This window comes from Actinacidiphila glaucinigra (genome assembly GCF_900188405.1).
GTDB classification, from domain to species: domain Bacteria; phylum Actinomycetota; class Actinomycetes; order Streptomycetales; family Streptomycetaceae; genus Actinacidiphila; species Actinacidiphila glaucinigra.
This window is the reverse complement of the sequence record NZ_FZOF01000021.1, coordinates 39,805-51,490: the sequence shown is the minus strand read 5'-3', so window position 1 is coordinate 51,490 and position 11,686 is coordinate 39,805. Positions and strand designations below refer to the sequence as shown.

The following is an 11,686-nucleotide window of genomic DNA, read 5'->3' as shown; positions in this document are numbered from 1 at the left end:
GCCACAGTGTCCTCCAATTGACGGGAGCGGGCAGCGGTGCCGCCACGCCTGGGCGTGGCGGCACCGGACAAGGGACAGGTGTCGTTGTCAGGCGGCACCGGTGGTGCAGGCACCGCAGGTCGAGCCGCAGCCGTCGTCGGTCAGGTTGGTCAGACCGGCCGCGTCGCCGACCTCGAGCAGGGTGATGTCCAGGTCGAAGCCGTCCGACGTGGTCGAGTCCGCTGTCTGCGGCTGTACGTGGGTGGTGCCGAGGCCGAGGTTGTTGGGCATGGCAACTCCTGTGAATCGTTGGGTTGATCTGGATGGGTCGTACCGATCTCGCCAGGCCTTGGCAGCACAGCGGGTTGCCGCGCTGGGTCAGGCCCGGTCTCCCGGTCCCCGTCGACGAAGGCCGTAGGAACCGGGAAGTCTCTGCGGGCAGTTGAATCACGCCGTCTACGAGCCGAACACGTCCCGGGATCGATGCACGGACCGCATGACCGCTTCACGGCTGAGAACTGTTGAGGACTTCGCGTCGGGCAGTGCCCGGCGGGCACTGCTGCTCGGTTAAGCCGGACGCGGCGGCGTACTGATCTGCCGACTTGGGCATGGCCAGTCGCCTGGACCACTGGCCCTTGTCCAGGCCGAGCGCCGATTCGGCGAGTCTGAGGAGCTGTATGTCGGAGGTGCCGGCGGGGGCGTAGATGTGGTGGGCGTCGCGGAGGTAGCGCTCCAGGGGCCGGTCCGTGGTCAGTCCGGCGGCTGCCTCGATTTCCATGGCTGCGCGTGCGGAGTCCATGGCGGATTCGGCGTTGATGAGTTTGGCGTTCATGAGGTCGCTGTCGCAGGCCACGCCGGTGTCCAGGAGGTGGGCTGCGTGGTAGGCGGCGAGACGTGCGGTCATCAGTCGCGAGGTGATCTGACCGATCTTCAGTTTGATGTTGGTCAGGTGGTGGAGGGGTTTGCCGTAGCGAAGGCGGTCGGAGGAGAAGCGGACGACCTCGTCGAGGATGGCCTGGTGGATGCCGAGGGAGACGGCGGTCAGGTTCGGGCGGCCGTACAGGACGCTGGAGGAGTAGGCGACGTCCCGGCCGTCGCCCTCGTCTCCGAGACGGTTGCCCGCAGGGATGCGGCACTGCTCGAAGAGGAGTTCGCCGAAGCTGAAGCCGCGCAGCCCGAGCGTGGGCCGGTAGGGGAGCAGGGTCAGGCCGGGCCGGTTGGCTTCGACGAGGAATGCGGTCAGTCCGCGTGATCCGGGTGCGGTGCGGGCGACGACGCCGTGCACGTGGGCGATGTGGGAGTTGCCGACGTAGGTCTTGCGGCCGGTGAGGACGTAAGCGTCGCCGTCGCGGACTGCGGTGGTTTCCATGCCCAGGACGTGGCTGCCGGAGACGGGTTCGGTGACCGCGATGGTGGGCAGGCAGGAGCCGTCGGCGAACCGGGGCAGCCAAAACCGTTTCTGCTGCTGGGTGCCGAAGTGAACGACTTTGGCGACGCCGAGCTGGGAGGCCTGGACCATGGCGCCCATGGCGGCACTGGTGCGGGAGAGCTCTTCGATGATGATCGTTTTGGCGAGGTGGCCGGCGCCCATGCCGCCGTGGAGGGTGTCGATGGTGGCAGCGATCCATCCCTGACGTGCGATGGCGTGAGCGAGGTCGTGCTCGACAGCCCCGGACTGTTCCATGGCGGCAACACGGGGTGCGATCTCGGTCTCGGCGAAGGCTCGGACTTCGTGGCGCAGCCGCTGGTGTTCCGGTGTCAGGTACCAGTCGGACATCGTGGGGGCTCCCTTCACTGCTGTGGGGGCATCGGTCGTGGCGTTCGACAGCACGTGGGCGCCGGATGGGTAGGCCGCTGCCATCGCCGGCGCCGCGTCTCGGCGACAGCAGCGCGCGGTGACGGATGAGATCGCAGGAGGCAGGGCTAGGGGGTGTGCGGCTGCTGGTGTCCGGCCCGCCGGTAGAGGTGGGCCATGACCTCGTCGCGGATCCGGTTGACCAGGGCCAGTGAGTCCTGGCCGGTTTCCTGGGGCTTCTCGTCGGGGCCGACCGCGCACACGGTGCCGAGCACGACGCCGTCGTGGATCAGGGGTGCACCGGCGTAGGTGCGGATTCCGAGCAGGTCGATCACGGGGTCGCCGGCGAAGCGCGGGGCGGCGAAGACGTCCGGCAGAACCAGTGGCCGGGCCCGGTCGACCACGGCACGGCAGAAGCCGTGGTGGAGGGGCATGGTGCGGCCCACCGGTGCGGCGTCGGGGCCGTCGGGGGCGTGTAGGCCGACGAACTGCTGCCGGTCCGGGGTGAAGACGTTGACCATGGCGAAGGGCACGCCCGCCTCTTGGGCCAGGCGGGCTGCGAATGCGTCGAGTTCGGGATCGGCGTCTCCGGTGAGGCCGAGTTCCCGCTGTACTTCGGTGCGGCGTTGTTCTGTGCTGGCGTGCTGGTGCTCGGTGTGGGTCATGCGTGTGCTCCGTGGCGGGTGAGGGGACGGGGAGTGGCGGCAGTGAGGGCGTGGGTGACCAGGGCGATGGCCACGGTGAGGACCGAGTGGCGGTTGCGGGCGTCGCAGATGAGGACGGGCACGGTTGCGGCGATTTCCAGTGCGTCGCGGACCTCGTCGGCGCCGTACCGGTCGCCGTCGGTGAACTGGTTGACGGCGACGACGAAGGGGATGTGGCGCTCCTCGAAGTAGTTGATGGCGGCGAAGGATTTCTCCACGTGGCGGGTGTCGACCAGGACCACGGCGCCGATGGCACCGTGGCATAGGTCGTCCCACATGAACCAGAAGCGCTGCTGGCCGGGGGTCCCGAACAGGAACAAGATCATCGGCTGGGGGTGGGTGAAGGTGATCCGCCCGAAGTCCATGGCCACCGTGGTGGTCGTCTTGTCGCTGATGCCGTCCAGGCTGTCGGTGCCCTGGCCGACGTCGGTGAGGACTTCTTCGGTGACGAGCGGGGGGATCTCGCTGAGTGCGCCGACGAAGGTGGTCTTGCCGACGCCGAAACCCCCGGCGATCACGATCTTCACCTCGTCAGGCGCGGTCGGCAGGCGGTCAGACGAGGGACTTGAGTCCGGCAAGGACGGCCTCCAGGAGCTGCGGGTCGGTGCCCGGGTTGTTGCGGGGCGTGGGGGCGTTGAGGGTCACAGCGCGGGCGTCGAGGAGATCGCCGATGAGGATCTTGGTTACCTGCACCGGGTGGCCTGTTCGAGCGGCAAGCTCGGCGATCGAGCGGGGGTGGCCACTGCAGTGCAGCAGCAGGGCCTCACACTCCGGGGTGAGCGCCGCGCCCACAGTGGCCGGCCTGCTGCAGAGCGAGGAGGTCAGGCTGAGGTCATACCGCGACTGGGTGCGGCCGGCGGTGACGGCATAGGGGCGGACGTCGCCTAAGCGGCTGCCGGCCCACGCGTCGCTGGGCACCGCAGGCATGTCACTGCCCCCGCCCGGCCGGCTGGCTGTCTCGGGCCTGCACCGCCAGCTGGGCCCCCAGGCCCTTGATCACCCTGGTCATCTCGAAACCCACCTGCCCCGGGGATGCCTCCCGGGTGGTGACGACGCCCAGCAGTGTCCCGACCAGGCGGGGGTTCGCGGCGTCGCCTTCCGCGCTCATCACGAACAGGCCCCCGGCGTCATGCTCCACCGCGACCTGTCGCACCCCTCCCGCAGCGGTGACGAAGGCGCCGCGCGCCAGCGAGTGGAGACCCGTCATCAGCGCGGCCAGCTTGTCCGCCTCCGCCGCGTCCTGGTCGGTCCACGCGATCTTGAGGCCGTCACCGGTGGCCAGCAGCACACGCTGCGTACCCGGAACCCGGTGCATCAGGTCCGTCAGCAGCCCGCCCGCCTCATTGCGAGCCGAACGCTTCGGGGTGGTGTCCATCGAAAGTCTCCTGCCAGGTCGTGGGGATGGAGAGTCAGTGGTCGCTCGGCGTCGGGCTGGGGGTCTCGCGCGCAGTGAACTGCGCCATGAAGTCGTGTGCGGGAGAACCAGCGGTGGTCCCTCGAGGAGCAGGTGCCGGACGCTGGGGCACCCGTTCCCGCGGGACGGAGCTTCGCCGGACCAGCGGTGGACGGTGCGCCTCGCGCCCCGTCGCATCTGGGGTCACAGGGTCGGAAGGGGGCTGCGAGGCGGCATGCGAAGACGAGGTACCACGCCGGCGAGGAAGCCCTGCTGCAGCCTGCCCGGGAGGGGGAGAGGGGACCTCGAGCAAGGACGGCTGGGGAGCCGGCGAGGCCGGAAGGCGCAGCTCTGCGGTGGCTTCTGCCGGCTCCGCCTCATGCTGCAGCAGCAGGGCTTCGGGGATGGCGACGATCGCCTGGACGCCACCCCAAAGACTGGGCCGCAGTTGGACATTGATGCGGTACCGCCGGGCCAGCAGAGCGGCCACGAGCAGCCCGATCTGCCCATCCTTGACCCTGGCGCGCCGCTCTACTGCTTCCGGTCTGGCCAGCAGGTCATTGAGCACGGCGCGCTTGTCATCCGGTATGCCGCCGCCGCGGTCCAGGACCTCAATGAGCAGCCCGCCGCGTACCTCGGTGGTGTACACCTCCACCTTGTCGGTGGAATAGCGTGCGGCGTTGTCCATGATCTCGGCCAGCAGGTGCACCACACTTGGGCTCACGTAGCCCGGCAGGGCGAACGGCCGGCTTGGCTGAAGCTGCTGCGCGATCCGGACACGGGGGTAGTGCTCGATCTCGGCCACCGCCCGCCGCAGCGCGGTTGCGACCAGGAGCGGCTGCGCATGCTCAGGGGGAGTACTGCCGCCCAGGACCGCGAGGCTTTCCCCGGCCCGGCGCATCTGAGTGAGCAGATGATCGACCTGGAACAGTTCGTGAAGAAGGTCCGGGTCCTCCACACTGCGCTCGACCCGTTCGATCAGAGCAATGCCGCGGTTGACCAGGCTCTGCATGCGCGGGGTGATGGAGCGTGCAAGATCAGCCAGCTCCGCCTCGGCTGCCAACGCCTCGTGCTGCTGTTCGGCAGCCCGCAACACCGCCTGCCAACCCTCGGCCAGCGCACACTGCAGACTCGCCAGGACATCCGTGCACAGGTCCCCAGACTCCACCGGCGCAATCGCCGACTCGCCTCTGGCGAACTGTCCCTGGGAGGCCTGATCCACAGCCCAGGCGACCCGCTTCCTGCCCACGGCGACCGCGTCAGAGACGTCGCGCAGGGCCTGCTGCAGCCGGTCCCTCTCATGCCTGAGCTGGCCTATCTGGGCGGCAGTCCGCCTCCGGGCATCGATGCGGCGCACACCCGCCCAGACACCCACGGCCAGGACCAGCGAACCCGAAGCCGCCGCTGCTGCCGACGCTGGGACGATGCTGAGACTGTCCGCCAGCCACCCGCCACCAACCGCGGCGCTCGTCAAAGCAGCGACCATCACCCCTGGCGCGGCAGCGACACCCGGGGACCCCGCGCTGTGTGCTCGGCGCCGCCGACCAGACGCTGCGCCCGTGCGAGAGACGTGATCAGACACCGGACACCTCGCGAACCATGTGACCCGAGCACCGGTGGACGCCCGTCCGCAAGCGCGAACGGGTCCGACTCAGGCTGTCGTACAGGTCGCGGGCGTTGGTGACCGCAGCCGGGGCCTGGACGCCGTCGAAAAGCCAGAAGCGGCTGCCGCAGCGAGCCGGGCCGGACCCCAGGAGTTCGGCGCAGTCCCAGCGCCCACCCGGCAAGCACCGCGAGTGCGGCGCCTGCCACACCTCCGCGGTCCCCGCGGGCACGGGGATCAGCAAGAACCTGTGCAGCGGGCAGCACAGGATGGGTCCCACCGTGGCCGGCTGGAGACGTAATGCCTCAACGGCCGGCAGGCCGACGCCCATCGCGGTGGCCACGATGTCGTGCTGTGCGGGCAGCCCTGCCGGACGTGGCCACTCGGACAGCGCGAGTTGCCAGGGCTGGATCGTGCTGGAAGGGGATGGCATCGAAACTCCGGTCGGGACGAACACGGCCGTCCAAGGTGGGCAGAAATTGGGTTCTCTCAGTGGTGCGGCAGCCACGTGGCCAGGAAGATCATCACGATCGCGAGCGCGAACACCACGATGCGAAGAATCCTCAGGTGCTTCGCGTTCAAGGCAGGCATCTCCTAGGCGGGACTGGGGTGCCCCCGTGCCGACGACGCGCACGATGGGGTCGCGACGTCGGCACGGGGTATTGCCACGTCCCGGATCCGTCAGGGGGAAACGGAGCCGTGACGAGTCGGACGCGGTCGGCGACGCGTCCTAGCTGCCCGGTGGGGCGGGCAGCGGTCTAGGGGGAAGGCGTCTCGGCAGGCCCTCGGGCAGCAGAGCGGGAGGCTGGTCACGATGGACCGGATGGATGCCCTTCATGACCGTCGCCCCTGGCGCCGAGCCGCTGGCCGGGGGGTGAAGCGTGTCGGCTTCGGCCTTCTCGAGATCCGCAACGTTGACTGGTTCGCAGCCGTGCAGGCTCACGACGTATCGCGCGGCCAGCGTCCACGAGATCCGCGGGTCGTCATGAGCCACGAGTTCCAGAGGGTTGTCAGGCCCTGCGGAGAGCGGGTGCAGGGTGTCGGGGTCGTAGACCACACCTGCGACTCCCCACGTCGGGCAGTAGCTGACGAGCGCTGCTGTATAGGAGCCTCGCAGGTGCGGGCAGAAGGCCACGGACTGCACTGCGCACGGCACACACACCGGTCCTGCGGTGGTCCTCTCGCCCTCTGCGATCGGCTGCTCGCCATTCGCCCGCAACAGAAACAGGTGACGGCCGTCTGCCCTTGCGAAGGTAGTCACATCACAGACCTGGCACAGCATGTACTGCAGGCATCGGCGCTGGCGCCGCGAGTGGATGCCAGCGAAGTGGGGCCGCCCGCGGCCTGGTGCGATCGGCTGCCGGACCCACAGCACGTTCTCGTACAGGTCGGCCACGGGATCCTCGTGCACGTACCCAAGACGCGCTCCGTTGGGTCCCGGACGAATTCTCACCGGTGCCACCTGCGGTGTCTCGGCTGTCCACGCAACCACATACGGGACACGCAGCCCATTGCTGAGGAAGGTCGTCGGCCTCATGACACCGCTCCGGGTCCATAGGACGACATGGCCGTTGGCTGACGATGACGCCGGACACCAGTCATCGCAGAGCCGAGTGACGGGAACGTCATGTGTCGCGGTCCGGCACCCTCGTGCGCACGCCGCGGGGGGATTGGCGGGAACCACAGAAGAGAACTCCGAGGCGGTGTGATCATGGGCTCGCTTTCGACCGCTGGGGTCCAGAACGATCGGCTGTCCATAGAGGGGGAGGTCGCTACCGTGGTCACGCTGTCCGCGGAAGCGCGACGCTGGTTTCGTGGCAACGGAAGAACGCCCATACGTCCTTGCCTTGATGGGCTTCCTGGCGCTGGCGGGGCGCGGTCATCCAGCTGTCCGCGAGGGCACTGACGAGAACGAGCCCTCGCCCGCGCGTTGCCGTCGCTGAAGTGCTTGTCGGAGTCAGGGGCAGTGCATCGGAGTCGTCGGTGACCGCGACTCCCAGCGCGAAGTCCGGCTTGAGCGAGAGGGCTACTTCGATCAGTTCATCCTCGGCCGGCGGTCGCGACCTACCGTGGAGCACGGCATTGGTGGCCAGTTCGCTGACCGTGAGCACGACCCGCTGCACTACGTCCTCGTCTGGCGGAAACCCCCAAGAGACGAGCTGCCTTTCGACGAAGCGGCGCGCCTTGCCGACGGAACTTGCCGTGCTTTCCAGGTGAACCGAGACGCGATCGACTCCCTCCCCGGACGCCAGCGCTGTCAGGAACTGTCTGCTGGTCGGCGCCGTCATGCTGTACACCTCCTGGGTTATGGCCTGACCTGGGGACAAGCCGCGTTCCTATGCCGAGGGACGGTGCCTCCGCTGACTGGAGGCGGGGTCGTCCGAGGAGAAGCTCTGCGTTGCGAGACCAGAAAGGTGCTCCCAAGGCGACCAGGCAGGCAAGCCGCATCAGTCACTGATCAGTTACTGCGAAGGAAAGAAGTCACTGATTCTCGTCCGGCGCGGGAAATGACTGACTGATTGGCAGCGCCTATGACGGCCCGTCACTACGCTCTTTCTAACGCGACCACCGAGCGAAGGAGGGCTGATGCCCCAGGCGGCGCACCCACCATCCTGCGCAAAGCAGCTCCGGCAGGCAGCCAGCCAGCGGGGAGCTTCGAACCAGCAAATCGCTCGAATCATCCATGTGCACTGCGGGGTGTCCGAACTTCGCGCACAGCGCCTCGCACGTGGCCTCACCTTGAAGCAGACCGCCGACGATCTCAACCGCATCGCAGAAGGCCGCGCCGACGCTCCGCGGACCGACGGCGATCAACTGGGACACTGGGAGTCAGGCCGCCGACCGCGCAACAACACCATCGAACTGCTCTGCGAGTTCTTCGACTGCACCGTGGCGGACATCGGGTTCGCACGCAGCGCCATGTCGCCCACCAACGTGCCCGCCATACAGGCCCTGATTCCGCGCTCACCCCAGAAAGGCTTCACCGACACCGACACCCTTGCACAGCAGGTCGACGCAGCCAGGTGGTCCGTGGACCGTACCCTTACAGCCGGAACCGTCAGCGCGACTCAGCTCGACTTGTTGGACGAGCAGGTGCTCTGGGCCCGCGAGCAGTACGTTTACACTCCGCCAGCACCCATGATCGAAACCTTGCTCCGGCACCTGGCAGAGGTCGACGAGCTCTCCGCCCACCGGCAGCCGGCAGCGGTGCAAGTCCGACTCTCGGAGTTGGTGGCCATGCTTGCCACCTTGGTCGCCGATGCGCTTATGAAGCTCGGACAGCTTTCCAGATCGCAGTCCTGGTACGCGACGGCCCGCAATGCCGCCGATGACAGCGGCAACGCAGAACTGCGGGCACGGGTCAGGGCACAGGCCGCAATGCTCCCCTTCTACTACGGCCCCCTCGAAGCCGCCGTGAACCTGGCACGGGAAGCACGGATCATCTGCCGGGGCAGACCCTCCGCCACCGCGGCGTTCGCCGCCGCGGCCGAAGCCCGGGCCCTGGCGAAAATGGGCGACGCTCTCGGCGCGGACGTAGCACTACGCCACGCAGCTTCCGCATTCGAACAAAGCGGAGCAGGCGGGCCGACCGACAACGACGCCTTCGGCTTCCCCGAGAGACGCTTCCTTCTCTACGAAAGCGGAACACTCACCTCCCTGGGCCACACCAGCCGAGCCCGACGTACTCAAGACGCGGCACTACGCCTCTATCCAGCCAGAACCGGCATCGACCCAGCGCTCCTCAGCTTGGAAACGGCCATCTGCCTGGCCCGAGAGCGCAGCGCAGCCGAGGCCTGTCAGGTCGCAGGAACCGCGATCCTGCGAATCACTCCTGCGCATCGCACGCCTATCGTGGAGCAGCGCGCTCACGAGGTGATCCAGGCCTTGCCTCCAGGCATACGGGACGGGCGCGCGGTACGTGAGCTTCGTGACATCTTGGCGCTTCCTCCCGGACAGGTGTGACAGCGACGCGGAAAGTCGGCGAGCCTGGGTGTCATGACAGACACGACGCCGGCGCCCGGCGGGTTTGACGAGGCTGAGATGCGGCGCGTGCTGGACCGAGGCTGCTCGATCGTTGGCCTCAACACTGCAGACGCTCGCCTCTTGCGCGGACACACCAATGCAGTTGTCCACCTCAACGCAGAGAACGTCGTAGTCAAGATCGCACGGAAGGGCTCGCCCATCGACCACGTCACACGCACTGTCAGATTTGTCCGCTGGCTTACCGAGGCCGGATTTCCCACGGCCCCCCTGCACCCAGTCGATCAACCTGTCGTTGTCGATCAACACGCCATCACCTTCTGGACGTATCTCCCCCAACCCAATCATCCTGTCGCTGCAGCCCAGTTGGCAAAGCCTCTATATGCGCTACACACGCTGCCCACTCCGCCCATTGACCTTCCTGCACACGACAACATCGCCGCAATCCACCGATCCCTGACAGCCATCACATGCCTTCCCGACCAGGAAATCCTCTTCCTCACTGAACTCACCGATCGGCTCAAGTCGGATCTCAGCGAGGTGGAATTTGCACTACCGCACGGGGTAATCCAAGGCGATCCACAACACCGCAATGCCCTACACGCTGGCGCTGGCGAGACCCTCCTCTGCGACTGGGACACCGCAGCCATTGGCCAACCCGAGTGGGACCTAGTCACCGTCGAGGTTCACTGCAGGCGTTTCGGCCACGGGCAGGCCCACTACGCGGCATTTGCTGACGCATACGGTTGGGACGTGACCCGCTGGTCGGGTTACCGCACACTGACGGCCATCCGCGAGCTACGGATGATCACCACGAATGCCCGCAAAGTCCACCACAACCCGAACAGCCTGAATGAAGTGCGGCAACGTGTCGAGGGTCTACACCGTCAGGAATGGCAATCGCGATGGAACATCCTCTGACATAGATCGCCAAATCAGGGCGCCCTGCCCGCATGGCCCCGGCACAGCGGTGCTGTGGCTGGCTGGCCGATGTGCGGCGCTGCGGCGCCTGGGCCCGTGGTGCCGTGCTGTACGCCGTCATCGACCGGCACGTCCGCGTCGCGCACGGCGAGACCCGGCGCGGTCTGCTCCGCGTCGGCGCCGCCTACGCTGCCCTCGTTGGCTGGCTGTACCAGGACGCCGGCGACCTTGGCGCCGCGAGCTTCTGGTGGGGCATAACGCAGGAGATCGCCATGCGGTCCCGTGACGTGAACCTCGTCGGGTACTCGCTCGTGAACCTGGCGTAGGTACGGACCGACCTCGGTGACGGGCATGGCGTGATCGACCTGTGCGAGGCCGCGCTCGACTACCGCCGCGAGCTCGCGCCGAAGGTGGCCGTGATGTCTCTGCAACAGCAGGCCCACGGCGCATCCCTGACTGGCGACCGAACCGCCGTCGACCGGCTCATCGACGAGGCTTCGTACATCGTCGGCCGCGTCGACGACGACCTGCCGTAGGGCAACGCGTGCCGCCGCACGCCCGGCTACCTCGAAGTACAGCGCGCCACCTGCTACGGCCGGCTCGGCCTCGGCCGCGAGGCAGGCGACCTGTGGACCCAAGTCCTCGACGCCGTACCGACGACGGCTCGCCGGGACCGCGGGGTGTATATGGCCCGCCAGGCGACCGCCGCGGCCGCCGCGCAGGACCCGGAGCAGGCCGTCGAGATCGCCCGCGAGGTCGCGACCGTCGCCGTCGAGACGGGCAGCGCCCGGATGCGGCGGCAGCTGCGGACTCTCGAACAGGCCATGCGGCCGTGGCATGATGCGCCGGTCGGCCGGGACCTGACGGAGGTTCTGGCGACCGTCGTGGAGGGGTAAGCCATGGCCGAGGCGCCTGTACTGTCCGATGAGGAGATCGAGCGGGAGCTGTCCGGGCTGCCGGGGTGGGAGCGCGTGGGCGACGAGATCGTGCGCACCTTCCGCACCGGTCGGTATCACGGCGGAGTTGCGCTCATCGTGCACGTCGCCGACATCGAGCGGCTCATCGGGCACCACGCCGACATTGACCTGCGGTGGGAGACCGTGAAATTCGCGATCACCACGCACGACATGGGTAACCGGCTGACCGCCGCCGACTTCGACCTAGCCCGCCGGATTAACGAGATCTGCACCGCGCACGGCGCCGAGTAGACGCGAGTGGCCCTGCCGCGACGGGCGACGTAACGCGGCGGGACCACACCCCTACACTGCCACGCGGCAATGACAGCCGTAGGCTCGACACAGGTCAGACCG

The 11,686-nt window shown here is 67.9% G+C and carries 15 protein-coding genes; 6 read left to right on the top strand and 9 right to left on the bottom strand.

What is annotated here, in order from left to right; genetic code table 11:
- Positions 1–87 precede the first annotated feature (87 nt).
- The 9 genes from CHF15_RS30750 to CHF15_RS30715 form a co-directional block, all read right to left on the bottom strand.
- Positions 88–270 (bottom strand): FxLD family lanthipeptide, encoded by a 183-nt coding sequence (locus CHF15_RS30750; protein WP_089227175.1) that lies wholly within the window; start codon positions 268–270, stop codon positions 88–90.
- 214 nt (positions 271–484) lie between these two features.
- Positions 485–1,756, bottom strand: coding sequence for an acyl-CoA dehydrogenase family protein (locus CHF15_RS30745; RefSeq protein ID WP_089227174.1), 1,272 nt, complete (start codon positions 1,754–1,756; stop codon positions 485–487).
- Positions 1,757–1,902: 146 nt separating this feature from the next.
- A complete protein-coding gene (locus CHF15_RS30740) occupies positions 1,903–2,439 on the bottom strand; it encodes a GAF domain-containing protein (RefSeq protein ID WP_089227173.1) in 537 nt (178 codons plus the stop codon).
- Positions 2,436–2,996, bottom strand: a complete 561-nt coding sequence (locus CHF15_RS30735; RefSeq protein ID WP_410169670.1) for a GTP-binding protein — start codon at positions 2,994–2,996, stop codon at positions 2,436–2,438. The genes CHF15_RS30740 and CHF15_RS30735 overlap by 4 nt, the downstream gene beginning before the upstream one ends.
- 34 nt (positions 2,997–3,030) lie before the next feature.
- Positions 3,031–3,396 (bottom strand): DUF742 domain-containing protein, encoded by a 366-nt coding sequence (locus CHF15_RS30730; RefSeq protein WP_245939117.1) that lies wholly within the window; start codon positions 3,394–3,396, stop codon positions 3,031–3,033.
- A 10-nt stretch (positions 3,397–3,406) separates the two neighbouring features.
- Positions 3,407–3,853 carry a roadblock/LC7 domain-containing protein gene (locus CHF15_RS30725; RefSeq protein WP_179280040.1) on the bottom strand — a complete coding sequence of 149 codons (447 nt, stop codon included), beginning with the start codon at positions 3,851–3,853 and terminating at the stop codon, positions 3,407–3,409.
- Positions 3,854–3,887: 34 nt separating this feature from the next.
- Positions 3,888–5,345, bottom strand: a complete 1,458-nt coding sequence (locus CHF15_RS44065) for an ATP-binding protein (protein ID WP_143681670.1) — start codon at positions 5,343–5,345, stop codon at positions 3,888–3,890.
- Positions 5,346–6,204: 859 nt separating this feature from the next.
- A complete protein-coding gene (locus CHF15_RS44515) occupies positions 6,205–6,870 on the bottom strand; it encodes a hypothetical protein (protein WP_143681669.1) in 666 nt (221 codons plus the stop codon).
- Positions 6,871–7,255: 385 nt separating this feature from the next.
- Complete coding sequence (locus CHF15_RS30715; RefSeq protein ID WP_089227259.1) at positions 7,256–7,762, bottom strand: ATP-binding protein; 507 nt, start codon at positions 7,760–7,762, stop codon at positions 7,256–7,258.
- Between the two features lie 298 nt (positions 7,763–8,060).
- On the opposite strand from CHF15_RS30715, the gene CHF15_RS30710 reads away from it, so the two are divergent.
- The 6 genes from CHF15_RS30710 (at position 8,061) to CHF15_RS30690 (ending at position 11,584) form a co-directional block, all read left to right on the top strand.
- Entirely contained in the window at positions 8,061–9,437 is a 1,377-nt protein-coding gene (locus tag CHF15_RS30710; RefSeq protein ID WP_245939116.1) for a helix-turn-helix domain-containing protein, read from the top strand.
- 33 nt (positions 9,438–9,470) lie between these two features.
- Positions 9,471–10,376: a phosphotransferase family protein gene (locus CHF15_RS30705; protein WP_089227168.1), complete on the top strand. Its 906-nt coding sequence runs from the start codon at positions 9,471–9,473 to the stop codon at positions 10,374–10,376.
- A 32-nt stretch (positions 10,377–10,408) separates the two neighbouring features.
- The gene (locus tag CHF15_RS30700) at positions 10,409–10,702 is read left to right on the top strand and encodes a hypothetical protein (RefSeq protein ID WP_143681668.1); all 294 of its coding nucleotides are present in this window, start codon (positions 10,409–10,411) and stop codon (positions 10,700–10,702) included.
- A 30-nt stretch (positions 10,703–10,732) separates the two neighbouring features.
- Positions 10,733–10,912, top strand: a complete 180-nt coding sequence (locus CHF15_RS45945) for a hypothetical protein (protein ID WP_245939115.1) — start codon at positions 10,733–10,735, stop codon at positions 10,910–10,912.
- Between the two features lie 150 nt (positions 10,913–11,062).
- The gene (locus CHF15_RS45940; RefSeq protein ID WP_245939114.1) at positions 11,063–11,272 is read left to right on the top strand and encodes a hypothetical protein; all 210 of its coding nucleotides are present in this window, start codon (positions 11,063–11,065) and stop codon (positions 11,270–11,272) included.
- A gap of 3 nt (positions 11,273–11,275) precedes the next feature.
- The gene (locus CHF15_RS30690; protein WP_089227166.1) at positions 11,276–11,584 is read left to right on the top strand and encodes a 4a-hydroxytetrahydrobiopterin dehydratase; all 309 of its coding nucleotides are present in this window, start codon (positions 11,276–11,278) and stop codon (positions 11,582–11,584) included.
- Positions 11,585–11,686 lie beyond the last annotated feature (102 nt).

Bases quoted from the DNA above. Each gene is read 5' to 3' on its own strand.
- CHF15_RS30690 (WP_089227166.1), top strand. From the start codon at position 11,276: ATGGCCGAGGCGCCTGTACTGTCCGATGAGGAGATCGAGCGGGAGCTG.
- CHF15_RS45940 (WP_245939114.1), top strand. From the start codon at position 11,063: ATGGCCCGCCAGGCGACCGCCGCGGCCGCCGCGCAGGACCCGGAGCAG.
- CHF15_RS30740 (WP_089227173.1), bottom strand. From the start codon at position 2,439: ATGACCCACACCGAGCACCAGCACGCCAGCACAGAACAACGCCGCACC.
- CHF15_RS30750 (WP_089227175.1), bottom strand. From the start codon at position 270: ATGCCCAACAACCTCGGCCTCGGCACCACCCACGTACAGCCGCAGACA.
- CHF15_RS30745 (WP_089227174.1), bottom strand. From the start codon at position 1,756: ATGTCCGACTGGTACCTGACACCGGAACACCAGCGGCTGCGCCACGAA.
- CHF15_RS30725 (WP_179280040.1), bottom strand. From the start codon at position 3,853: ATGGACACCACCCCGAAGCGTTCGGCTCGCAATGAGGCGGGCGGGCTG.
- CHF15_RS30700 (WP_143681668.1), top strand. From the start codon at position 10,409: ATGGCCCCGGCACAGCGGTGCTGTGGCTGGCTGGCCGATGTGCGGCGC.
- CHF15_RS30715 (WP_089227259.1), bottom strand. From the start codon at position 7,762: ATGACGGCGCCGACCAGCAGACAGTTCCTGACAGCGCTGGCGTCCGGG.
- CHF15_RS30710 (WP_245939116.1), top strand. From the start codon at position 8,061: ATGCCCCAGGCGGCGCACCCACCATCCTGCGCAAAGCAGCTCCGGCAG.
- CHF15_RS30705 (WP_089227168.1), top strand. From the start codon at position 9,471: ATGACAGACACGACGCCGGCGCCCGGCGGGTTTGACGAGGCTGAGATG.